The organism is Acinetobacter higginsii (assembly GCF_000369525.1).
GTDB lineage: Bacteria > Pseudomonadota > Gammaproteobacteria > Pseudomonadales > Moraxellaceae > Acinetobacter > Acinetobacter higginsii.
On the sequence record NZ_KB850073.1, the window covers coordinates 231,741 to 254,386 of the forward strand.

Here is a 22,646-nt window from a genome sequence, read left to right on the forward strand (position 1 = left end):
AGTAAGTGTTCCTGATTTAATCTAGGGGATGATCAAGGTTTATCTTTGGTCAAGTGGAACCCAATCAATCACCCAAGCAGATTTCATATTTAAGCTTTCATCCGTTGTGATTTTCTTACGCGTGTTATCCGCAGTATCACGATCCTTGGCAGGACCAACCATAATACGGATTCCTTTAGAGGTCTGGCTGGTCGTTACCTTGTAGCCTTTAGCACGTAATTTCGACACAACAGCGTCTGCATTGGCTTGGTTTGCAGCCAATGCCACTTGTACCATCCACTTTTTATCGCCATTTTCCATCAGATCGCGTGCTTTCTCAGCCTCAGCTTTCTTCTTGTTATCTTCGTCAGCTTTACGTTTTTTCTCATCAGCAGCTTTTTTCTCTGCTTCTGCCTTACGTTTATCTTCTGCAGCTTTCTTGTCAGCTTCTGCTTTGCGTTTATCTTCAGCGGCTTTCTTGTCCACTTCTGCCTTACGCTTATCTTCAGCAGCTTTCTTATCCGCTTCTGCCTTACGTTTGTCTTCTGCTGCTTTTTTGTCAGCTTCTGCTTTACGTTTATCTTCCGCTAACTTCTTATCAGCATCAGACTTTTGTTGATCTGCTTTCTGTTGTTCAGCGCGCTTCTTTTCATCCGCTTTACGTTTTTCATCCGCAAGTCGTTGAGCCTTGGCTTTTTCATCTTCAACCAATTCTGGTGGAATATTATCCGAGCTTTCTTGAGCTGCAGTACGACGTGCATTAATCGCTGCGTATTCTTCTGCAGCTTTACGTGCTGCTGCTGCTTCGGCCTGTTGCTGCATCTTTAAGAATTCAGCTGCACGCGCTTCTTGTTCAGCCACCGCTTTTTCACGTGAACGACGCTGTTCTTCCAGCAACCGCTTTTCTGTTTCCACATCGACAGCCAATGGTTGTAATGACACCATTTCGCTGTCTTGAGCTGGCTGTGCTGTTTTCGGTTTAGACTCAGTTTTGGGAATCGGATGAGTAACTGGAGCTTGCGTGTGATCTTGTTCAATTTCATCATTGCCCTTTAACAGCAATGCAGCTAATAAAACACCACCACCGAGTAGAACAACGCCGCCCATCCAACGTTGTTTGTTATTCATCGACATTCTTCTAAATACTCCCAGACCGCTTCTAAGGTATGAAACGAACCACAGACTAAAATCAGCTGATTGTTATTACTTTGTTTCAGCACAGTTTCAAACGCTTGCTGGATACTGCTGAACTCGTATACCTGTTGCCCTTGTAATGCATCATGTATCTGTTGCATTGGTGCGGCTCTAGGCACATCTAAATTAGCAATAAACCAATCTTTTACTGTTGTTTTTAGTAAATCGGTGACAGAAGCAATGTCTTTATCTGCCAGCATTGAAAATACTGCAACAACATCTGTGTACTGTTTATTGTATTTTAAGAATTTTCGCAACTGCTTCAATAAAAATTCGACGCCATGTGCATTATGCCCAGCATCAAAAATCACGGTTTTATCTTGGATTTGTCGTATTTCAAAACGACCTTGTAAGCGTGCTTGTTGAATCCCCGTAGCAATCGCTGCTTGCGAAACCTCAACACCACTCACCAATACAGCAGCTACTGCGGTAGAAATATTGTCGAGTGCCAGTTGTCCAACAGGAAGCTGTAAAGTTGTGCCAGAAGACGCAAATGACCAAGTTTGGCCATCATCATTCTGCTGGTAAAAATAATCTCGATTCAAAGCATATAGCTGAGCTTGGGTTTCAACCACTTTATCTTGAATGGCTTGCGGCAGTTGTTGCTGACCCGCGAACACCACTGGAATATTTGGACGAATAATCCCTGCTTTTTCAAATGCGATTTTTTCTACGGTGTCGCCGAGCCAATCTACATGATCTAGACCAATATTGGTAATTACAGCAATATCAGGATCGATCACATTGACCACATCAAGACGACCGCCTAGACCGACTTCAAGCACCCAAACATCACATTGTTGCTGTTTAAAAATCAAAAAAGCAGCCAAAGTGGTTGCTTCAAAAAAAGATAAACTTAAACCACATTCACGTCGTGCTTGATCGACTAGAACAAAAGCATCAACCAGACTTTGATCATCAACTTCAGCACCCGCCAGCTTTACCCTTTCATTAAAATGATAAATATGCGGTGATTGATACAGGCCAACCTTGTAACCTTGCGCATTTAAAATCGCAGCCAAGGTTGTGGTGGTTGAACCTTTACCATTGGTTCCAGCGACGGTAAACACCTTCGCTTGAGGTTGCATCACACCGAGCTTTTCAGCAACGGGAATGACGCGTTCTAAACCTAAATCAATGCCTGTAACATGAACATGGCCCCAATAATCGAGCCATGTTGTTAATGTGTCTGTTGAATGTGGAGCGAGTGGTTTCAAGGTAAATTCATCAGCTTAGCGACAAGTCTGTATACAGTATCACGTAATGCATGACGATGAACGATCTGATCGACCACACCATGATCAAGCAAATATTCTGCACGTTGGAACGGTTCTTCCAGTTTTTCACGTACTGTTTGTTCAATCACGCGTTTACCTGCAAAACCAATCATCGCTTTCGGTTCAGCGATATGGACATCGCCGAGCATCGCCAATGAAGCGGTCACACCACCATAAACTGGATGGGTTAATACTACCAAGTATGGAACACGCGCTTCTTTCATTTTTTGGATTGCAGCCGCAGTACGCGCCATCTGCATCAAAGACAACATGCCTTCTTGCATACGTGCACCGCCAGAAGCAGCAAAACAGATCATTGGTTGATGCAACGCGATTGCGCGTTCAGCGGCCTGTACAAAACGGTCGCCAACCACGGTACCCATTGAACCGCCCATAAAGTCGAAGTCAAATGCACACGCAACCAAGTCCAAACCTTTGAGTGAACCTTGCATAACAACAAGTGCTTCGGTTTCGCCAGTTTTGTCTTGTGCTTCACGCATACGATCTGGATAAGGTTTGCTATCCACAAATTTTAATGGGTCTTTGGCACTAAACTCCTGCCCCAACTCGCCATTCACTTGATCAAAGAACCAGTTCAAACGATCACGTGCACGCATCCGTAAGTGCTCATCACACTGAGGACACACATAGGCATTAAATGACATTGCAGTACGTGTTACCAGCGCATGGCACTCAGGACATTCAATCGTAGGCTCAGTAAAGGTCGCTTTAAATATCTGCTGTTGATCTGCAACCTGAATACCAGGGACATGACGCTCAGTCCAAGGTGTTGAAGGGTTAAGAACCTTCCCTGATGTTAACTCTTGACTCATACTAACTCATCGAGCGCAGCTCGAAGCTCCTTCACTTTATTCACCGTCTGTTGCGCAGCTTCATCCGCTGGCAATGTCGCAAAAGATTTAACGAAAGCACTTCCTACAATCACGGCATCGGCAACTTGACCCATCGCTTTTGCAGATGCAGCATCACTAATTCCGAAACCGACGCCCACGGGCACATTGGTCTTAGACTTAATTTTTGCAATACGCACTGCTGCTTCAGAGGTATCTAAAGTTGCTGCACCTGTCACACCTTTGAGTGACACATAGTAAACAAAGCCGCTCGCCTGATTGACCACATGTTGGATACGTTGGTCGGTTGAAGTAGGTGCAAGCAAGAATATCTGATCCATTCCATTTTGTTGAAGAACTTCACCTAATTGCTTAGACTCTTCTGGCGGTAAGTCCACCAAAAGCACTCCATCAACACCGCAGTCTTTCGCATAAGCAACAAACTTTTCATAACCAATGACTTCGACAGGATTTAAATATCCCATCAATACCACTGGTGTGGTTTGATCTTTTTCACGAAAGGCTTTCACCATATCCAATGCATCTAAGGTATTGGTTCCACCAGCCAAAGCACGCTCAGCGGCTAAAGCAATCACAGGGCCATCTGCCATTGGGTCAGAGAATGGAAGACCCAGTTCAATGACATCGACACCCGCTTCAACCATTTGGTGAAGCAATGGAACGGTTACCTGTGGATGCGGGTCACCTGCCATAACATAAGAAACAAGCGCTTTACGTTGCTGAGATTTAAGCTGTTCAAAACGAGTGGCAAGACGTGACATAGGATTATGCTTTCCTGATTTATATAAATTAAGGAGTTGTTTGTAGTCATACAAAAACACTGCATTGTAACGCTATTTTTTGTTCATTGAACAGAGTTTGACGTGATTGCGACAGTGAATCTTGCTACTTACAACAGCCTTGCTACATTTATCTATATTTTGAGTTTTTTCTCAATGATCAAAGCTTCCTAATTTTAGACTGATCGCGTAGCATTTTAGAAATCAGCCAAGCTCCTTTATACTAGCCGCAATTTTTAAGTTTTCTTTTTATTTTTTATGTCTGCCCACTCTCAGGAAAAAGTACAAAGCAATGCCCTTGCTTTGCTACCGCTATTGGTATTTTTGATCATCTTTCTCGGGAGTGGTGTCTATCATTCAATGATTGGGACAGAATTTGCCTTCTATCAAGTCAAGGCCCCTGTTGCAGCCATTCCAGCCGTGATTTTGGCGTTGTTGTTATATAAACAAAAACTAAATGCAGCAATTGAAGAGTTTTTGCAAGGTGCCAGTCACCCTAATCTGATTCTGATGTTTATGGTGTTCATGCTGGCCGGCGCTTTTGCCAGTGTCTCCAGTGCTATTGGCAGTGTCGATGCAACAGTACAGTTGGGACTTTCGCTTATTTCACCAGAATTTGTCTTGCCGATGCTGTTTATCATTGCCGCGTTTATTGCAACAGCAATGGGAACATCGATGGGCACCATTGCCGCCTGTGCCCCGATCGCCTTTGGTTTTGCCCAAGCCACTGATATTGCAACAGTATATGCCATTGGTGCTGTAGTTGGTGGTGCCATGTTTGGCGACAATTTATCGATGATCTCAGATACCACCATTGCTGCAACGCGTAGCCAAAATGTTGAGCTGAGAGATAAGTTTAGAGTCAATGTCTGGATTGCACTTCCTGCGGCTATTATTACCTTATTGGTCTACATTTCGATGAGCCATGAGGCGGAAGCAATTCAATCAACCCCTTATGATCTCTGGCTGATTTTGCCTTATCTGGCTGTGTTTTTCCTCGCTTTTACCCGCCTGCATGTCCTCGCAGTGCTAATGATCGGTGTGATTTTATCAGGGCTAATGGGCTTAATAGAAAAGCCAGATTTTGATATCCTCAAACTGAATAGTGCGATTTATGATGGCTTTGTCAGCATGTTTGAGGTGGCATTACTTTCCATGTTATTGGGTGGATTATCGACCTTGATGCAGAAAGAAGGTGGTTTGCAGTGGTTGATCCAACGTATCTATGCCATTACAAGGCTATTTAAATTCGGTAAACAACGTGCTGGTGAATTAGGGATTAGCTTTCTGGTGGTATTCTCGAATTTATTTGTGGCCAATAACACGGTTGCAATTATTTTATCTGGGGATATGGCACGTGAAGTGGCAAGAGAATATGGCGTAGATCCTAAACGCAGTGCGGCTTTGCTTGATATTTTCTCGTGTGTGGTGCAAGGGATTATCCCCTACGGCGCGCAATTACTGTTGGCCTGTTCAATTGCCAAACTCTCGCCTGTTGAATTGATTGGCAATATTTATTATTGCTGGATTCTTGCGATTTGCGCAGTCCTTGCTATTGTCTTTAATTATCCACGCCTCAAAACACGTTAAATCCTGTGCGAAATACGAGACTCGGAAATGTCGTTCACAACCTGAGCAAGCCAAAGCGACTGAAGCTTTGGTGAAGCGCAAGAACGAGGAAGTGAACCTTGCGGAGCTTCAATCGCTCCTCATGTGAATGACAATGGTTTTGCCTACTTTTGCCAAAACACTTGCGAAGCTTTAAACGCTTCTCAGGTCGAACCTGAACAAAGTTGAAATATATTTCAACTAAAGTGCAAGGCGTAGTGGTTTATCCAATAATTAGGTGAGAATACAGCAAGACTCTGTTGAGAAAATTTCTATTTAAATAAGACTTACGCCCAGTGGAAAGATTCATTTAAAATCTAAAGAGATTTTAAAAACTGCTTGGGAGTAACTCCTGTCCAACGCTTAAACGCCCGCCCAAACGCACTCTGATCGGCATAATTCAGTCGCTCCGCAATCTCAGAAAAAGACTTACCTTGCTGCAAATACAACTTGCTCTGCTCCAAACGATACTGGTCAAGTACATCCTGAAAATTCAGTTCATGGGCTTTGAGCTGACGTTGTAGCGTTCGTTCCGAACAATGTAGACGCTTCGCCACATAACTTTGCAACACCTCTTCCTGCTGCAATAAACCTTGCTCGATAAAGCCATGTATCTTTTGGCGGAATTGCTGCTGTTGGATTTCAAAAGAACTCACACTATTCAATGAATGCTGCGCTTGAGTAGATAAGACTTGGTTCAGTTGCAGGTCTGCGGCAATACTTTTTGCCTTTAAAATTTGATTGGAAAAACGGATCGCATATTGCCCCTGCTGGATCTGAATCGGACAACCATAAAATTTTTCAAAATGATAAAGCGCGGTATGCGGTGCATAGCCAAATTGGATCATCTGCGGTGGTACTAAAGCATCCTGCACAATCGATTGTGCAATTTTAAAGATTAAGGCCAGATTGAGTTCATACATTTCCCGATAATCGCTATAGGATGCACTCCAAACAATTTGAATATATTCAGAAAACTGCTGTACATCGAGTTGTTCTAAATTGGTTTGTTTAAACACCAACGAATAATAACGTTGTAATAATTGCAGTGCCTGTTGTAGATCAATACTGGTCGATGCCAAATAACCCATCAAACCCAAATCTTGTAGATTGGCATGCTCGGCCAATACCAAAGTAATCGGACGAGTGAAGTGTGGCTGAGCAGCCTGTAGCAACAAGGCATAGCGCTCGACATCAAAGTCACGCTCATCGGGATTTTCCAAACAGGCCTGAAAGGCTTGCCAAAGTTCAGGCGCAACAACTTTAGACAAATCAATTTGTTCTTGCTGTAAAACACGATTAAACAAACGCAAATATCCAATAATTATTTTAACTGACATACGCCAATCTCATCCTGATCTGTCGTTATTTGTATAAAACTTGGCTGTAACTGTCAAAACATTTCATCGGACTTTTTCCATACTGAGTGCATGAAGAAAAACAAGGAATAGTCAAGATGAATGCACATGTTTCCTATCAAGTTGATCCCGTTGTCAGAACCAAATTGGACTTCCACCTCGACCAAGCACCGCGCTTCTGGTTCGGTGGTGATCCATTCCGTACCCGCATGTTTGATGCTTTAAGCCTCACCTTCCCTGATGGCGAGCGTTACTTTATTGAATGTGTCCGTTTATTCCGTGACAAAATTGATGATCCAGACTTGCAGGAACGTGTTGCTGATTTTATCCGTCAGGAAGCACAACATGGCATTGCGCACGACAAAATGAACCAAGTCATGAAAGATCAAGGCATGCCTGTAGATCAATTCACCACGCGTTTAAAGAAAATTTTTAGATTTGAACTCAAGAATCGTTCTCCGCAATACAACATTGCCATGACCGCAGCAGCCGAGCATTTAACTGCGCTAATGGCCGATACTTTCTATAGCAAAAAAGAAACGTTGGCAGAAGCTGATCCTTTTGTCCGTGCACTTTTTGCATGGCATGCGATTGAAGAAATGGAGCATCGCGATGTGGCTTTTGATGTGATGCGCGAAGTCGGTGAAGTGCCTGAAGCAACCCGTCGCTTTGCCTTGGTATTCACCACAGTGATGATGTTTGGTTTTACTCTATATCGTACCGATGTGATGCTCAAAACCGATGGTTTTAATCTAAGACAACGTTTTGATATGGCACGTAAAGGTTTGCCTTGGTTCTTTGGTCGTAACGGTATTTTAACCGCGAAAAGAGCGCAATATAGCGACTGGTTTAAAAAAGATTTCCATCCAAATCAACATCCTGTTATTCGCCAATATGATGTCTGGATTGATACTTTAGCTAAAACCAATGATCCGATTGCTGCGGGTGAAGCTTTTTGGCAGGCAGGGCTTTAGTTCATTATTAGACATAAAGAAATCCCCTTCCAATTGAGGGGATTTTTTCTTTCACTCGCTACCACTTCGCATAATGCTGTTCTAACAAACCATATTCATTATCTAATGACACCAATTCAACCTGTTCATGGGCAACCGTCCCACTAACTTTGGCTTGCCATTGATTAAATTGGCTGCCGATCAACCGTAAATTAATATTTTCAAAACGACACCAGCCTGTTTTCACCATCAAATTCAAACATCCACCCAAAGAACGAATCGACCAAGTGTTTTCATTTTGCTGTTCAAATAAAACATCCGTCAGTGGAAACAAACGACCATTCACCCATAAGGCATTTTCATTACCAAAACTTTCATTGACTCCTGAAGCCAGATTAAGGCCAATCCGACGGTCCTGCGCATCACGGAACTGGCAAGACAACCAAAACCAAGCTGTTTCAGGGCGCAAAAAACCACAGGTATCATCCAAAGCTGCAAGACTCTGCGCATTAAATTCAATCTGTTGTCGATCAGGGCTAATAAAGAATCCCTCAACCGCCAATGTGGTTTGCTTCTGGGTATAAGTCCAGCCATTAATTCCCGTCGGGCTACACAAACTTAAGGCATCCGTACCTGCACAAAAAATTCGGGCTTTCAATTGTACTTCACCATGTTTGGTCACTTGAATGTAGCGCACCCCATTGGCATGCTGCATATCGAATTGATAAGCGGATTTTTTAAACGAACTTTGGCTAAATAAGGGTTGCTCGTCGAGTTGTGTTTTTAACGCTAAAGGTTGAATCGCATTCCATTCAATCACTTTTTTAGATTGATGGTCGTAGACATAGAAAAAACCATGACCTGCCCAAGATAAATCGACAATCGCAACCCCAATACTGTAATGCTCATGCTGCAAACCACAGAATTTAAATTTTTTATATTTAAGTTGTTTGCGCCAGCCTGTTAGCACCTGCCCAAAAGGCGTTTTATAAATATAGTCGTCCAGATTAATCCGCGAAGGGACTTGCTCAAAACGTCCATAACGCGGTTGACCATTGGCTTGTATCAAATCCATTTTATATTCCATGATTGCTAGGTCGCATCTACGCCCATAATAGACTGTAAGTGATCAAATTTACTACTATTTTTATATAAATAACTGCAACGAAATTCACATTTTACCGGATAAATCCAAGCCCTTAATGGACTTTTTTAGCTCACAATTTCATCAAATATTCATACAGACCTTTTATTTTAAAAAACAATCTTATACCACTCGATCAAAACCATGATGACTCAACGACTATTAAAAGCAAACGTGCTCTGTCTCATGATGCTTGCTTTAACAGCTTGTAACGACAATGATGACAATAACGAGACACCGACCGTTGAACGTAAAAATCAGAATATCAACATTCTCGCCTTCAATGATTTTCACGGTAATTTAGAACCACCAAAACGTTTCATTGAAGCAGATGATCCAACTGATAACAGTAAAACCGTACGTATTCCTGTGGGTGGAGTCAGTTATTTTGCTGACGCAATTAAAAAGCTACGTGCGCAATATCCAAACAATGCAGTGGTTTCAGCAGGCGACTTGATTAGTGCTTCACCACTCACGTCCTCGTTGTTCTTGGACGAACCCACTATTGAAGCCATGAATGATATTCAGATTGATTTCAATGCGGTCGGTAATCATGAATTTGACCGTGGTACAGATGAATTACGTCGTTTGCAAAATGGTGGCTGTCAGCAATATACCAGTGCAAAACCCTGCCAGATCAATCCAAAATTTGAGGGTGCCAAATTCAATTTCTTGGCTGCCAATGTCTCAATGAAGGCTGATCCCAAGAAAACCCTATTCCCTGCTTATAAAGTCAAAACCTATGGTGGCATTCCTGTTGCCTTTATCGGGATGACCCTGAAAGCGACACCAAGCATCGTATCCGCGGCGGGCATCAAAGATGTCGATTTCCATGACGAAGCAGATACTGTGAATGCCTTGATTCCTGAGTTAAAAAAACAAGGGATTGAAGCGATTGTGGTGGTGGTGCATGAAGGTGTAGCGCCTAGTACCAAGTTTAATAAAAAAACCTGTGATGGCCTCAGTGGCCCATTACTCGGTATCTTAGATCGCTTAGATCCTGCAGTCGATGTGGTGGTTTCTGGCCACACGCATCAATCTTATATCTGTGACTATGCCACCAAGAATCCACAAAAACCGTTTTTACTCACTTCTGCTGGTCAATATGGTACAGCCATTACCAACATCCAATTAGAACTGGATGGCAAAACAGGTGATGTGATTAAGAAAGATGCCAAACAAGTTCCGATTCAAAGTGAAGCCTATAGCTCTGGTTCAACCACAGTGAACTTGACGGATCTATACGAAAAATTTAATAAAACCCCAAGCATTGAGGCGATTCTGGATAAATATCGCCAAGCCGTCACCACCATTTCAGCCCGTGTGGTCGGTACAGCCAATGGTGTCATTAATCGTAATGCCACCGAAAGTGGTGAAAGTCCACTCGGTAATTTAATTGCCGATGCACAACAAGCGATGGCACTAACAGCAAGTAATCAAGGTTCTGACTTTACCTTGATGAACCCTGGTGGTGTCCGTGCTGATTTGTTGGTAAATAGCAGTAATAAGATCACCTTTGGTGATGTCTTTACCGTTCAGCCATTCGGCAATTCAATTGTGACGCTAAGCCTAACAGGCAAACAGATTCGTGATGTGTTAGAACAGCAATGGTCAGGTGCAAACGCAGCCACAGTTCGTATCTTACAGCCATCCAAAGAGTTCAGTTATTCATATAAGAAAGACAACTCGACTTCACCACGTGCCAGCAATATCTTGGTTGCAGGACAAGCGCTGAATGATAGCAAGGTTTACCGTGTGACGGTCAACAGCTTCCTCGCGGATGGCGGTGATAACTTCACGGTATTAAAAGAAGGTAAAAATCCAGTCGGTGGCGGACAAGATATCGATGCCTTAGAAAAGTATGTAGTGCAGCATTCTCCACTGACGGCACCTAAAACCGATCGAATCAAACTGGTTCCTTAACTATATACGCAATAAAAAAACAGGGAAGCAATTGCTTCCCTGTTTTCATTTTATCTGTCGATTAATCCAAGGTCAGATAAGTATTTTCCCAAATTGTTGGGCTAAACTCACCTTGAACTAAATGGATATAACGCCCTGCAACATGATCAATTGGAATACAATCATCGACATCCACCACACGATCGGTATGCGGTTTATGCCAATCTTGTTCGATAAATTGTTTACCCAACTGTTTTGCAATCACAGCATCTGGTGCAAGCACCAAATGATAGCGATGTAATTCACCAAAAGTATTCAGTGAATATCCACCTAAGTTGATCAAATATAATTTTTCATCCAAAGCCGACGGTGCGGCATCGGAAAACTGAATTTGATAATTCACACCTTGTGATTGAACACCTGAAATCTGTGCCCAAGCATCGATATGTAAGCCTTTCGACTCACCAAACCAAGCTTGTTTGAGCTGAGGTATGACTTCAGACAATGATTCACCTATTGCCATTACCACATCATGGACTTCGGTATTGGCTCTAGCATGTCGGCCACCCAACATCACCATAAACAAACTTGGCATTGTAAAAACTTACATCTCGACCATTTCAACGCCATCAATACGCGCAACCGTCATCAAGTCTTTATCACCACGGCCTGAAACCGTTGCAATAATGATTTGATCTTTCGACATGGTTGGCGCGAGTTTCGTGACATAAGCCATCGCATGTGAACTTTCAAGCGCAGGAATAATCCCTTCGATTTGAGTGAGATCACGGAAACCTTGTAATGCTTCATCATCATTGATTGGCACATATTCAACACGGTTCATGTCTTTCAGGAAACTATGCTCAGGCCCAACACCTGGATAGTCCAGACCCGCTGAAATACTATGTGTTTCAATGATCTGACCTTGCTCATCAGACATCAAATAGGTACGGTTGCCATGTAACACCCCCACATGGCCTGCATTTAATGGCGCAGAGTGTTTACCTGTTTCGATGCCATAACCTGCAGCTTCAACACCGTACATTTTCACGTCTTGATCATTCAGGAATGGATAGAACAAGCCCATCGCATTTGAACCACCACCTACACAAGCCACAAGAGCATCAGGTAAACGCCCTGCTTGTTGCTGGATTTGTTGACGCGCTTCACGACCAATAATTGACTGGAAATCGCGAACAAGCTGCGGATATGGATGTGGGCCAGCCACCGTACCAATCACATAATAGGTGCTATCCACATTGGTGACCCAATCACGCATTGCTTCGTTCATGGCATCTTTCAAAGTTTTTGAACCGCTTTGTACTGGCACAACCGTTGCACCCAACAAACGCATACGGTAGACATTCATAGCCTGACGTTTCACGTCTTCAGCACCCATGTACACCACGCATTCCATACCTAAACGTGCCGCAATAGTTGCGGTCGCCACACCATGCTGACCCGCGCCTGTTTCCGCAATGATGCGCTTCTTACCCGACAGCTTTGCCAATAAAGCCTGACCAATCGTGTTATTGACCTTGTGCGAACCAGTATGATTCAAGTCTTCACGTTTCAGGTAAATTTGCGCACCGCCGAGGTGCTGAGACCATCGTTCAGCATAATAAAGTGGACTAGGACGACCAACATAGAACGCAAGATCACGGTCAAACTCTGCCAAGAATTGAGCATCATTCTTCATACGACCATAAAGACTTTCGAGGTCTTCAAGTGCAGCCATCAGCGTTTCTGATACAAAACGTCCACCATGAATACCGAAATGCCCTTGAGCATCTGGAAACTGGGTGTAGTCAATCACGTTATTTTGCTGATCCACGTTGGACTCCTTGCATAAATTTTTCAATCAGTTGTTGGTCTTTTATACCTTTTGCGGACTCGACGCCTCCGCTGACATCTACAGCAAATGCCGCTGTAGTATCAATAGCTTCACTGACATTTTCAGGGGTCAACCCACCTGCCAAAATGAGTGGAATATCTAGTTGGGGAAATTGGGCCCAGTCAAAACTGTGTCCTGTGCCGCCTTTCAGTTCAGGATGCCATGCATCCAACAGCACTGCACTGGCTCCCGCTGCTTGATAGCGCTTGATTTCAGCCACAATATCTAAATCGGGTTTGACTTGAATGGCCTTATACCAACGGCGTTTACAGTGTGCTGCAATTAATTGACATTGTTCTGGCGTTTCATCGCCATGTAGTTGTAATACATCTAAAGGAACGGAATCAAGCACCGTTTGGATTTCTTCAGCACTGGCATTTACAAATAAGCCGACCAACTGCACATAAGCTGGTACCAGCTTTGCCAAGCTTTGGGCTTGTTCAATACTGACATGTCGTGGACTGGGTGGAAAAAACACAAAACCAATCGCATCTGCCCCTGCTTCTACAACGGCGTGGATATCTTGTGCTCGGGTAATTCCACAAATCTTGGCGCGGGTTCGCATTTGGCTTTGGCGCATGAGCTGTCCAATTTAAACTGAATATTTTTGAAACTCTCGCATTGTAATGCAATTTGACTTGCTTTGGGCAAAGTTCATTCGGAAATGCAATTGTTTAAAAAACGTTAACACTTTATACTTTGCGTAATCTTGCAACAAGTCTAAAGCAAATTCTTTTGTTTATAGGGAAGTTGGTGTAAATCCAACACTGCCCTCGCAACGGTAACACCGAATCACTCATCTCAGCTCAACGCCAAATCACTGCATCGGTATGATGTGGGAAGATGATGAGTAACATCATTCATTTGATGATTATAGTGAAGTCCGGAGACCTGCTTGTTGTTTATTTCCACATTATCATTCACGACGGGTGAATGTCTGGAGCGACATCATGTCTACTGTTTTTCAACCGACTCGTTTAGTTGGTGCTATCGCTATTGCGATGGGGTTTTCTTCACCTGCTTTTGCTCAAGATCAATCAAGCGATAAAACTGCGACGCTAGATACGATTGTTGTGACAGCATCTCGTACTGAACAAAAAATCAGTGAAGTTCCTGCGCGAATCAATATTATTGAACCTAAGATTCTGGAACAATCACCAATCGCTTCGTTACCCCAGTTATTACAAACTGATGCTTCAATCAATATGGTACAAACTGGTGGCTATGGGCAAGCTGCTTCTATTTTTTTACGTGGTACAAATTCGAATCACACGTTGCTTTTAAGAGATGGTGTTCGTCTAAACTCAAATACTTCTGGCGCAGCATCACTCCCATTTATTGATACCACAGATATTAAACAGATCGAAGTTCTCAAAGGCCCAGCCTCTGTTTTATATGGCGCTGATGCAATTGGTGGTGTGGTACAGCTGATTTCCAAAACACCTGAAAAAACATCAGCTTTTGTAACAGGCGAAATTGATGAAAATAAAACCTATAAATCTGTTATTGGTGCAGATCTGGCTGAAAATGGTTTTTATGCTCAAATTCGTGGACAACGTTTAGAAACAGATGGTACGCCTGTTACTGACGCAAAAGACAATAAAAAAGCGAGCTTTGATCAAAAAGGCTATAGTGCAAAAGTTGGCATTGATAAAGCGCAATATGCAGCTTCGGTTGACTATAGCGAGAACCAAGGTTATAGCGATTACGATAATTACGGTAACTTAGTTTCTCAAGACTTTAAAAACGAGGCTATCAATGTAAAAGGTCGCCTCAATGTTTTAGATAACCTTGCAGTGCATGCTCGTCTTTCACAATATAAAGATAATATTGATCAAAATACTTCTTCAGATTACGTACATAGTACAACTCAGGAAGCTGAACTTTACACAAAATGGCAAATAACGCCTGCCCAAAATATTTTAGTTGGTTCAACCTTTAAAGATATTAAAGGCGATGTCTACTCAAAAAATCTATACGGTGGACAAGACGTCAAATATAAAGAATCCGTAGATACCATTGGCTATTTTGCTCAACACCAATATCAGCACAATGGCTTAGACACCCAAGTGGGTATTCGTGTTGAAGATAATGATAAGTTTGGTACTCATACCGTTGGCCAAGGGGCTATTCGCTACCAAGTATTACCCCTTACAAGTGTATATGCCAATGTAGGTTCTGCCTTCCGTGCACCAACGACCAATGACTTATATGCCTTATCATGGGGTGCAAATCCTGATTTAAAACCAGAAGAAAGCTTTTCTTATGAAATCGGTGTAGATCAAAAGTTAAACTACAACATCGACTTAGGCTTATCTATTTATCGCAATAAAGTGGATAACCTCATTAGTTTTCAAGCAGGCAAGTTGATCAATGTTAATAAAGCAACTTTTACTGGTGGCGAAGCTTCATTTAAATGGCAGCAAGATGAACTCTTTTTAAGTACAACTTATGCTTATGTACAAGCAAAAGATGATGAAACCAAAAAAGATCTAACTCGTCGCCCACGTCAAAGCCTGACCCTTACAACAGGATGGGATGATGGAGAATATGGTGTTTCGGCTTCTGTTGTTGCGAAATCAAATTCAAAAGATTTTGCAGATTGGCCATCAACAACACCAACAACTACCCCTGGCTATGTCACCACGAATGTAAATGTGTATTGGCAACCTATCCCAATGATCAAACTCTTTGCAAACATTGAGAACATTGGTGATGTAAATTATAAAACTGCTTATAACGGTAACGGCGTGTACTACATCAACGGTGGACGTCAAGCCTCTGCAGGTGTCACATTCCGTTATTAATCGCGTGATAAAATAATAAAAAATATTTTCTTAACTCCAGTTTCGGGGTAATGTTCTGACCGACATTATCCCCTTTTTATTTTCAGGATCAGAGAAACAGAACTATGGGACATCGTTTAAGTAAAATCTATACCCGTACAGGCGACTCAGGTACAACTGGCCTAGGGGATGGTTCACGCGTTGCCAAAGATGATTTACGTATTGCTGCACTCGGTGATGTTGATGAACTGAATGCAACCATTGGCGTGCTTCGCGCACAAATCAGCGCCAGCAAAATTGAAAATAAAGTGCACTGGGACAAAAGCTTAAGCCTGATTCAGCATTGGTTATTCGATTTAGGTGGCGAAGTGTGTATTCCAAACTATCATTTACTGCAGCCTGTGAGCATTGAATTTCTGGAAAAAGAAATCGATCACATGAATGAATCACTGCCAATGTTAAAAGACTTCATTTTGCCATCAGGCACTCTAGCTTGTAGTTATGCACATCAGGCCCGTGCAGTGTGCCGTCGTGCCGAACGTGCTTTATTGTCTGTACACAATCGTGACCAAAATATTCAGGCAACCGCATTACAATTACTCAATCGCTTATCGGACTGGTTGTTCGTTGCTTCCCGTGCCTTGCAACGTGCTGAAGGTGGTAGCGAAGTGCTATGGCAAAAGAATATTAATGACAGTATTGATCAAGCATAATTTTTCAATAAAGGCAGAAACAAATGCGAATTATTGGTCATCGTGGTGCGCGTGGTGAAGCCCCTGAAAATACCTTAGGCGGCTTTCGTTATCTGCATGATTTAGGTGTACGTGCCGTTGAATTTGATGTGCGTCAACTGAAAGATGACCACTTGGTGGTGATTCATGATGATGATTTTGTCCGTACCGCGGGTCGTTCACAACAGGTAGAAAACTGTAGCTTAGTTGAAGCTCAGCAATTCGATCACCGCCATCAATGGCAGGCATGGGCCTTTGAAGAATACACACCAAGCCTGTTACATGTTTTAGACTGTCTCACTGACTTTGAGCATATCGAAATTGAAATTAAAGCGGTTGCAGATGAAGCAGCGGCTGAACGTTTGGTCTATCAACTGCATCAAGATTTAAAAGGTTTTGAAGCAACCGCGACCATTACCAGTTTTGATGTCAAAATCTTGGCAGCATTACAGCAACATCAGAGCCATTTTAAACGTGGACTATTGGTGGAAATCCCCATTGGGGAATATGCAATCGAACTGGCGCAGCAATATAGCTGCTGTCAAATTGGCTGGGGAGATGCCTTGGCAACAGATGAGATTATTCAACGTACCCAACAGGCCAATCTTGAGATTAGTGTCTGGACAGTGAATGAAGTTGAACGTGCCAAACATCTTCAGCAATTGGGCATTCAAGGTTTGATTACCGATGTACCCACCACGATGTTACAGCATTTGACGTAAGCAAAAGGCGGAATAAATTCCGCCTTTTTTATTTTATTATTTACGTTGCGCCTGAATAAGACGTTGCCCTTTAGCATCTAATAAATATAAGTTTGCCCCATCCAACTGAAAACGCTCAACCCGCTGAATTGCATCCATCAAGTCGGCCTCTTGTGCTAGAGCACGATTACAACTCTGATGTTGTGCCATCACATCAAAATCCAGTATGCGTTGAGTGAAATCATATTTATAGCGACCATAAATATTGTTGCATCCTGTATGACCTGTCACCATTTTTGAGACAGAGTTGAGTAAGAAACTTGGATACTGATTAAAGAACAATGCTCGCTTGCCCTGAATCGTTGTAATCTGCCATTCGATATCCTGAACACCATCTGTACTCTTACGCACTTGCATCGCTGGTGGTTGAACAACTCGCTTAGGTTGCAGGGTGCTTTTGGACGCAGGTTTTGGCTGGCTTTGGCAAGCCGCAAGCATGACCGCAGCAGAGAATATTAAAGTTTTGTTAAAAAATGCCTTCAAAGAAAAAATGGGATTTTTCATGGTAATTTGCTCAGACATTGATTTATTTCACCTTTTAATTCATTGATTAATTTTACAAATGAATTCTGTTACTGTTCTTTCGATACAACTGTAGAATAATGCTAGTGCTAATTGATTTGGACATGCTAATATCAGTGATAAAATAGCAATATATCGTCATGATTGGTTTTGCTATCTCGTTTAGTTTTATTATCTTGTGCAAACAAGGTTTTTAGGAGCGCTGACGGATATGACTTCCGCCCCACTCAAAAAAGCACCCATTAACTGGACTGCTAGCATTACCTTAATTGGAACACCAATTCTTGCTGCTATATTAATTCCTTTGTACGCCTATTATTATGATTTTAGTGTAAGTGCATGGGTGAGTATGATTTTCCTATTGGCACTCAGTAGCCTAGGAATTACAGCAGGTTATCACCGTCTATGGGCACATCGTGCTTATGAGGCAGCATTACCGCTTAAAATCTTACTCATGATTGGCGGCACCTTTGCTGTTCAAAACAGTATTTTGTTCTGGGCTTCAGGTCACCGTACCCATCACCGCCATGTCGATGATGTTGATGAAGATCCATATTCAATCAAACGTGGCTTTTGGTATGCCCATTTAGGTTGGATGATTCGCGATCACTCCCCATCTAAACCAGATTTTAAAAATGCACCTGATTTGATGAATGACAAATTAGTGATGTTCCAACACAACTACTATGTGCCAATGGTGATTGCAGTTCACGTTGGTGTATTAGGCTTGATTGGTTGGGCGACAGGCGATATCTGGGGTGTAATTTTACTTGGTGGTTTATTACGTTTGATCATCAGCCATCACGTTACTTTCTTTATCAACTCACTGTGTCATATGTGGGGTAAACGTCCTTATACTGATGAAAATACGGCGCGAGACAACTTCGTGTTAGCTATTTTCACTTGGGGTGAGGGTTATCATAACTACCACCACATTTTCCAATACGATTACCGTAATGGTGTGAAATGGTGGCAATATGACCCAACCAAATGGTTGATCTGGACCAGCTCTAAACTTGGTTTAGCAAAAAACCTACGTCGTATTCCTAGCTTTAATATCAAAAAAGCAGAGCTTGCGATGAAGTTCAAATATGCGGAACGTGACTTGGCGATTTATGGTCATGATGTCAATACTGACATCGTGCAAATGAAACAACGTATTGCACAAGAATATGAAGCTTTCACCCATACTTTAAATGATTGGGCTAAGCTAAAAGAACAAGAGCTTCAAGCGAAAAAAGCAGCGATGGCTGAGAAAATTCATCAGATGGATCACAAACTGAAAGTTGATTTCCAACTGCTTGAACATCGCTTAAGTCACCATCGTGAATGTTTAGAAACCTTGATGCGTAATATCAAAAAAGCGCCAGTTTCTGAATAACGAAATACCTACCGAAAATGGTCTCAAGAGAGGCCATTTTTTATGCCTGTTCATCTACCTTTCCCCTTCCTTAGGATTCCCCATTTCACACTAATTTTTGCTATAGTCATGATTCAGCTCTCTCTGATGTTTCAGTTATGCAATTCAATCCCCGCTATGCTTCCCTCAATCCTAAGCTCTATCACCAACAGCAGCCAAGTCCATTGCGTGGTGCCAAAGCAGGTCATTTCAATGAAGCTTTAGCAGATGAATTGCAATGGAGCGAAGAAGATAAAGCCAACTGGGTTGAAATTTGTAGCGGGCAAAAAACCTTTGCTGAATTTCCCCAACTTGCTATGGTTTATGCAGGGCATCAGTTTGGACAATGGGCTGGACAACTCGGTGATGGCCGCGGTTTGTTGATCGGGCAAATCCTAAATAAACAAGGTGAAACGATTGATCTACATCTCAAAGGTGCAGGTTCAACTCCCTACTCGCGTATGGGTGATGGCCGTGCTGTGCTGCGTTCGGTGATTCGTGAATATCTAGCTGGACATGCGTTAAATGCTTTGGGTGTTGCATCAAGTCATGCGGTTGGTTTTACCAGTTCGACACAAGGCGTACAGCGCGAAACCCTAGAGCTGGGTGCGATGCTATTACGTACCTCCGAATGTCATATTCGTTTGGGGCATTTTGAGTGGATCAATCAATATGCACCTGAACTTTTGGCTGAATTCACTCAGAAATGTATTGAATGGCATTATCCAGAATGCCTGAACGCTGAAAATCCAATTCTGTCTTTCGCAGAAGCCGTGATTGAGCGAACCGCGATCATGATTGCTAAATGGCAATTGGTTGGCTTTGCGCATGGTGTCATGAATACCGATAATCTTAATATTACCGGTTCAACACTCGACTTTGGCCCTTACGGTTTTATGGAACGTTTCCGCCCGAATTGGATTAACAACCATTCAGACTATCAAGGGCGTTATACCTATCAAAATCAGCCGAGTATTGGCCACTGGAATCTATGGACATGGCTAAATAATTTAATTCCCCTAGCGACCGCAGAAAATAAAGAACAGTTCAAACTCGATCTAGCAGCATGTTTAGAAAAGTTTGAGCCGACCTTCTTAGCTCATTATGGGCAAGGCTTATGTCAGAAAATGGGCCTACCCGATTTTCATAAGGACAGTCTGGATTGTAGTTTTGCCTTTCTTGGAATTCTGCAAACTGAGCAATTGGACTACACCCAAAGCTTTCTTCGTTTGCAGCAACACGATTACAAGGCCCTAAGAGGTGATTGTATCCATATACAACAGTTTGATGACTTCCTAACCCGCTATCAAAATATCCGACAACATCAAGATACTGATGCCTTAGATGAGCAAATGCAACAGGTTAATCCACAGTATATTCTACGCAATCATATGGCACAGAAAGCGATTGAACTTGCGGAGCGTGGTGATTTTAGTGAGGTTGAGCGTTTGTTTAAGCTACTGAATCAACCTTATCAAAAACAAACTGATTTAGAAACGGAAGCAGATACAGCACCATTGCCAAGCGATGTGCCTGAAATTTCTGTCAGTTGTTCATCTTAGCAGAAGAAATCTATGAAAATTGGGCTGATGATCGGATCTGCAATTTTAATCCTGTTATTGGGACTGGCTTATTTCAAGTATGGCAAGTTCATCCCAACAATGGGATCGGCACATCAGCCTCTTTCAGCTCATGAAATACAACAGCTTCAACAAAACAAACCCGTGACGTCAATTGAAGTGTTTAAAAGCCAGCGCATTTTGCAATTGAAACATCAACAGGAAGTCATTCGCAGCTATCCCATGCGTTTAGGCTTTGATCCGATCGGACACAAACAGTTTGAAGGCGATGGCAAAACACCTGAAGGGACTTATTCTATCGATTGGCGTAATCCTCAAAGCGCTTACTATAAGTCTTTGCATATCTCCTATCCAAATAAAATCGATCGCGCCTATGCCCAACAGCATAATCGATCTGCGGGTGGTGATGTGATGATTCATGGCACTGTGCCAACACGAGCCACATCCGTTCCTGCAAGTGCAACTTATATGCCACGTAAAGACTGGACACTGGGCTGTATTGCGGTGACCAACTCAGATATGGATGAAATATGGCTATTGGTCTCTGACCATACCCCTATTATTATTCACCCATGATGAGATAACCGTTCAGGTTGGTTTTGCGGATAAAGGCGGTGATTAAACTGCACAAGGCTTATGCAGAGGATAACTTTATCATCTGAAATCAGTCACAGTTCACCGTCACAACACATCACAAGCAATTGTAAAGTAATGTAAAATTTCTCTACTTCTAAAAAGCGGATACTTAAGTTATCACCCGAAAAGAAGATAATTTCGACAAAAGCTTTGCGAAACTATCCACATTTTCTGTGGATAACGCTGTGGTTATCCACAGGATAAAAGTTTTTGTAATTCCTCATCCCTTCTTATCATCAAGATCCATCTAATTTCAGCTTTACTATACGAAGGAAAAGAGACGAACTCATCCGTAGAAACTATTCCATATTTTCTTGGATATGAGCCGCGTTGAAGCGGCGCAAGGGCGACTATAGCAGTGCAAGGCGTTGAAGCGGCGCAAGGGGTAGCCACAGGATAAAACTTTTACACCCTCTCATCTATTGTCATCCATCAAGCCTCATCTTATTTCAGCCACACAATGCGAACAAAAACGATGCGCTATTTAAGAAAACTCATCCGTAATTTCTTAAGGATGAGTTCGATGTAAAACAGAATAAGGCCGACCAAAACAGCGCAGCTATAAACAAAGAATTATTTATTCATCAGGATATTCAAAACGATACCCCACCCCATACACCGCCTGAATCCATTCATGACGATTGCCTGTATCTGCCGCCTCTGAAATCTTACGGCGCAGGTTTTTAATATGGCTGTCGATTACGCGATCGGCTACATCGAAGCTATCCGGGTTAATATGATCAAGTAATTGCGCACGAGAATAAACCTGACCTAAGTGCTCCAAGAACAACTCTAATAAACGGAACTCAGTAGGGGTCAAAGTCAGTGCTTTTTGTTGATACCAAATACGTTGCTGCGCTTTATCAATACGAAATAAATCATTTTGCTCAGGCTCTGCTTTACGCTCTAAACGACGTAATACTGCTTGTACACGGGCAACCAGTTCTTTGGGACTGAATGGCTTACAGATATAGTCATCTGCTCCCATATTCAAACCTAAAACGCGGTCAATTTCCTCAGTACGTGCGGTGACCATAATAATCGGTAGATCAGACTGTTCACGGACTTTACGGCAAATGGTCAAGCCATCCATGCGTGGCACCATCAAGTCCAAAATCATCAAACTCGGTTTACGTTGCTGAAACTGAGTATAAGCATCCTGACCATCATGAAACATACTGACTTCAAAACCAGCAGCGTCTAAATAATCACGAACCAACTGTGCGAGTTCAACCTCATCTTCAACCAACATAATATGTTTCATGGTTTTC

Annotated in this window: 20 protein-coding genes and 1 riboswitch; of the genes, 9 read left to right on the forward strand and 11 right to left on the reverse strand. The window is 42.5% G+C overall.

Annotation, left to right across the window (positions count from 1 at the left end; all coding sequences use genetic code 11):
* Positions 1 to 39: 39 nt before the first annotated feature.
* Genes F902_RS19555 through trpA form a run of 4 tightly spaced genes read right to left on the reverse strand, consistent with a single transcriptional unit; the run spans position 40 to position 4,083 of the window.
* A complete protein-coding gene (locus F902_RS19555) occupies positions 40 to 1,113 on the reverse strand; it encodes an SPOR domain-containing protein (RefSeq protein WP_005206145.1) in 1,074 nt (357 codons plus the stop codon).
* Entirely contained in the window at positions 1,104 to 2,390 is a 1,287-nt protein-coding gene (gene folC / locus F902_RS19560) for a bifunctional tetrahydrofolate synthase/dihydrofolate synthase (protein ID WP_005206147.1), read from the reverse strand. The genes F902_RS19555 and folC overlap by 10 nt, the downstream gene beginning before the upstream one ends.
* Positions 2,387 to 3,283, reverse strand: coding sequence for an acetyl-CoA carboxylase, carboxyltransferase subunit beta (gene accD / locus F902_RS19565; RefSeq protein WP_005192992.1), 897 nt, complete (start codon positions 3,281 to 3,283; stop codon positions 2,387 to 2,389). Before accD ends, folC begins: the two co-directional genes overlap by 4 nt.
* Positions 3,280 to 4,083 (reverse strand): tryptophan synthase subunit alpha, encoded by an 804-nt coding sequence (gene trpA / locus F902_RS19570; RefSeq protein ID WP_005206148.1) that lies wholly within the window; start codon positions 4,081 to 4,083, stop codon positions 3,280 to 3,282. Before trpA ends, accD begins: the two co-directional genes overlap by 4 nt.
* A gap of 276 nt (positions 4,084 to 4,359) precedes the next feature.
* Here trpA and F902_RS19575 point away from each other — a divergent pair, with 276 nt between their 5' ends.
* A complete protein-coding gene (locus F902_RS19575; protein WP_005206149.1) occupies positions 4,360 to 5,691 on the forward strand; it encodes a Na+/H+ antiporter NhaC family protein in 1,332 nt (443 codons plus the stop codon).
* Between the two features lie 335 nt (positions 5,692 to 6,026).
* Here F902_RS19575 and F902_RS19580 read toward each other — a convergent pair whose 3' ends face one another.
* Positions 6,027 to 7,049 carry an AraC family transcriptional regulator gene (locus F902_RS19580; RefSeq protein WP_005206150.1) on the reverse strand — a complete coding sequence of 341 codons (1,023 nt, stop codon included), beginning with the start codon at positions 7,047 to 7,049 and terminating at the stop codon, positions 6,027 to 6,029.
* A 116-nt stretch (positions 7,050 to 7,165) separates the two neighbouring features.
* Here F902_RS19580 and F902_RS19585 point away from each other — a divergent pair, with 116 nt between their 5' ends.
* Positions 7,166 to 8,041, forward strand: coding sequence for a metal-dependent hydrolase (locus tag F902_RS19585; RefSeq protein WP_005206151.1), 876 nt, complete (start codon positions 7,166 to 7,168; stop codon positions 8,039 to 8,041).
* 58 nt (positions 8,042 to 8,099) lie between these two features.
* Here the strand turns inward: F902_RS19585 and F902_RS19590 are convergent, their stop codons facing one another.
* Positions 8,100 to 9,095: a DUF2804 domain-containing protein gene (locus F902_RS19590; protein WP_005206152.1), complete on the reverse strand. Its 996-nt coding sequence runs from the start codon at positions 9,093 to 9,095 to the stop codon at positions 8,100 to 8,102.
* A gap of 213 nt (positions 9,096 to 9,308) precedes the next feature.
* Here F902_RS19590 and F902_RS19595 point away from each other — a divergent pair, with 213 nt between their 5' ends.
* Positions 9,309 to 11,087 carry a bifunctional metallophosphatase/5'-nucleotidase gene (locus tag F902_RS19595; RefSeq protein ID WP_005206153.1) on the forward strand — a complete coding sequence of 593 codons (1,779 nt, stop codon included), beginning with the start codon at positions 9,309 to 9,311 and terminating at the stop codon, positions 11,085 to 11,087.
* Between the two features lie 61 nt (positions 11,088 to 11,148).
* On the opposite strand, the gene F902_RS19600 is transcribed toward F902_RS19595, so the two are convergent.
* Genes F902_RS19600 through F902_RS19610 form a run of 3 tightly spaced genes read right to left on the reverse strand, consistent with a single transcriptional unit; the run spans position 11,149 to position 13,540 of the window.
* Positions 11,149 to 11,661 carry a DUF1543 domain-containing protein gene (locus F902_RS19600; protein WP_017402203.1) on the reverse strand — a complete coding sequence of 171 codons (513 nt, stop codon included), beginning with the start codon at positions 11,659 to 11,661 and terminating at the stop codon, positions 11,149 to 11,151.
* A gap of 9 nt (positions 11,662 to 11,670) precedes the next feature.
* A complete protein-coding gene (gene trpB / locus F902_RS19605) occupies positions 11,671 to 12,900 on the reverse strand; it encodes a tryptophan synthase subunit beta (RefSeq protein ID WP_005206155.1) in 1,230 nt (409 codons plus the stop codon).
* A complete protein-coding gene (locus F902_RS19610) occupies positions 12,884 to 13,540 on the reverse strand; it encodes a phosphoribosylanthranilate isomerase (protein WP_005206157.1) in 657 nt (218 codons plus the stop codon). The genes trpB and F902_RS19610 overlap by 17 nt, the downstream gene beginning before the upstream one ends.
* A gap of 119 nt (positions 13,541 to 13,659) precedes the next feature.
* A riboswitch (cobalamin riboswitch) is annotated at positions 13,660 to 13,873 on the forward strand.
* Positions 13,874 to 13,910: 37 nt separating this feature from the next.
* Here F902_RS19610 and F902_RS19615 point away from each other — a divergent pair.
* From F902_RS19615 to F902_RS19625, 3 genes are all read left to right on the forward strand, one after another.
* Positions 13,911 to 15,767, forward strand: coding sequence for a TonB-dependent receptor plug domain-containing protein (locus tag F902_RS19615; protein WP_005206159.1), 1,857 nt, complete (start codon positions 13,911 to 13,913; stop codon positions 15,765 to 15,767).
* 104 nt (positions 15,768 to 15,871) lie between these two features.
* The gene (locus tag F902_RS19620) at positions 15,872 to 16,459 is read left to right on the forward strand and encodes a cob(I)yrinic acid a,c-diamide adenosyltransferase (protein ID WP_005206161.1); all 588 of its coding nucleotides are present in this window, start codon (positions 15,872 to 15,874) and stop codon (positions 16,457 to 16,459) included.
* A 23-nt stretch (positions 16,460 to 16,482) separates the two neighbouring features.
* Positions 16,483 to 17,199 (forward strand): glycerophosphodiester phosphodiesterase, encoded by a 717-nt coding sequence (locus F902_RS19625; protein ID WP_005206163.1) that lies wholly within the window; start codon positions 16,483 to 16,485, stop codon positions 17,197 to 17,199.
* A 36-nt stretch (positions 17,200 to 17,235) separates the two neighbouring features.
* On the opposite strand, the gene F902_RS19630 is transcribed toward F902_RS19625, so the two are convergent.
* Positions 17,236 to 17,760 carry an META domain-containing protein gene (locus F902_RS19630; RefSeq protein WP_005206165.1) on the reverse strand — a complete coding sequence of 175 codons (525 nt, stop codon included), beginning with the start codon at positions 17,758 to 17,760 and terminating at the stop codon, positions 17,236 to 17,238.
* A 211-nt stretch (positions 17,761 to 17,971) separates the two neighbouring features.
* Between F902_RS19630 and F902_RS19635 the strand changes: the two genes are divergently transcribed.
* The 3 genes from F902_RS19635 (at position 17,972) to F902_RS19645 (ending at position 21,315) form a co-directional block, all read left to right on the forward strand.
* Entirely contained in the window at positions 17,972 to 19,141 is a 1,170-nt protein-coding gene (locus F902_RS19635) for an acyl-CoA desaturase (protein ID WP_005206167.1), read from the forward strand.
* A 137-nt stretch (positions 19,142 to 19,278) separates the two neighbouring features.
* Positions 19,279 to 20,721 (forward strand): protein adenylyltransferase SelO, encoded by a 1,443-nt coding sequence (locus F902_RS19640; protein WP_005206170.1) that lies wholly within the window; start codon positions 19,279 to 19,281, stop codon positions 20,719 to 20,721.
* Between the two features lie 12 nt (positions 20,722 to 20,733).
* On the forward strand, positions 20,734 to 21,315 hold the full coding sequence (locus F902_RS19645) for a L,D-transpeptidase family protein (protein ID WP_005206172.1): 582 nt from the start codon (positions 20,734 to 20,736) through the stop codon (positions 21,313 to 21,315).
* 637 nt (positions 21,316 to 21,952) lie between these two features.
* Here the strand turns inward: F902_RS19645 and F902_RS19650 are convergent.
* Entirely contained in the window at positions 21,953 to 22,639 is a 687-nt protein-coding gene (locus F902_RS19650; RefSeq protein WP_005206175.1) for a response regulator, read from the reverse strand.
* Between the last annotated feature and the right edge of the window lie 7 nt (positions 22,640 to 22,646).

Bases quoted from the DNA above. Each gene is read 5' to 3' on its own strand.
- F902_RS19575 (WP_005206149.1), top strand. From the start codon at position 4,360: ATGTCTGCCCACTCTCAGGAAAAAGTACAAAGCAATGCCCTTGCTTTG.
- F902_RS19650 (WP_005206175.1), bottom strand. From the start codon at position 22,639: ATGAAACATATTATGTTGGTTGAAGATGAGGTTGAACTCGCACAGTTG.
- F902_RS19645 (WP_005206172.1), top strand. From the start codon at position 20,734: ATGAAAATTGGGCTGATGATCGGATCTGCAATTTTAATCCTGTTATTG.
- F902_RS19625 (WP_005206163.1), top strand. From the start codon at position 16,483: ATGCGAATTATTGGTCATCGTGGTGCGCGTGGTGAAGCCCCTGAAAAT.
- F902_RS19610 (WP_005206157.1), bottom strand. From the start codon at position 13,540: ATGCGCCAAAGCCAAATGCGAACCCGCGCCAAGATTTGTGGAATTACC.
- F902_RS19580 (WP_005206150.1), bottom strand. From the start codon at position 7,049: ATGTCAGTTAAAATAATTATTGGATATTTGCGTTTGTTTAATCGTGTT.
- F902_RS19615 (WP_005206159.1), top strand. From the start codon at position 13,911: ATGTCTACTGTTTTTCAACCGACTCGTTTAGTTGGTGCTATCGCTATT.
- F902_RS19620 (WP_005206161.1), top strand. From the start codon at position 15,872: ATGGGACATCGTTTAAGTAAAATCTATACCCGTACAGGCGACTCAGGT.
- F902_RS19585 (WP_005206151.1), top strand. From the start codon at position 7,166: ATGAATGCACATGTTTCCTATCAAGTTGATCCCGTTGTCAGAACCAAA.
- accD (WP_005192992.1), bottom strand. From the start codon at position 3,283: ATGAGTCAAGAGTTAACATCAGGGAAGGTTCTTAACCCTTCAACACCT.
- F902_RS19635 (WP_005206167.1), top strand. From the start codon at position 17,972: ATGACTTCCGCCCCACTCAAAAAAGCACCCATTAACTGGACTGCTAGC.
- F902_RS19555 (WP_005206145.1), bottom strand. From the start codon at position 1,113: ATGTCGATGAATAACAAACAACGTTGGATGGGCGGCGTTGTTCTACTC.
- F902_RS19630 (WP_005206165.1), bottom strand. From the start codon at position 17,760: ATGTCTGAGCAAATTACCATGAAAAATCCCATTTTTTCTTTGAAGGCA.
- F902_RS19640 (WP_005206170.1), top strand. From the start codon at position 19,279: ATGCAATTCAATCCCCGCTATGCTTCCCTCAATCCTAAGCTCTATCAC.
- trpA (WP_005206148.1), bottom strand. From the start codon at position 4,083: ATGTCACGTCTTGCCACTCGTTTTGAACAGCTTAAATCTCAGCAACGT.
- F902_RS19600 (WP_017402203.1), bottom strand. From the start codon at position 11,661: ATGCCAAGTTTGTTTATGGTGATGTTGGGTGGCCGACATGCTAGAGCC.
- F902_RS19595 (WP_005206153.1), top strand. From the start codon at position 9,309: ATGATGACTCAACGACTATTAAAAGCAAACGTGCTCTGTCTCATGATG.
- F902_RS19590 (WP_005206152.1), bottom strand. From the start codon at position 9,095: ATGGATTTGATACAAGCCAATGGTCAACCGCGTTATGGACGTTTTGAG.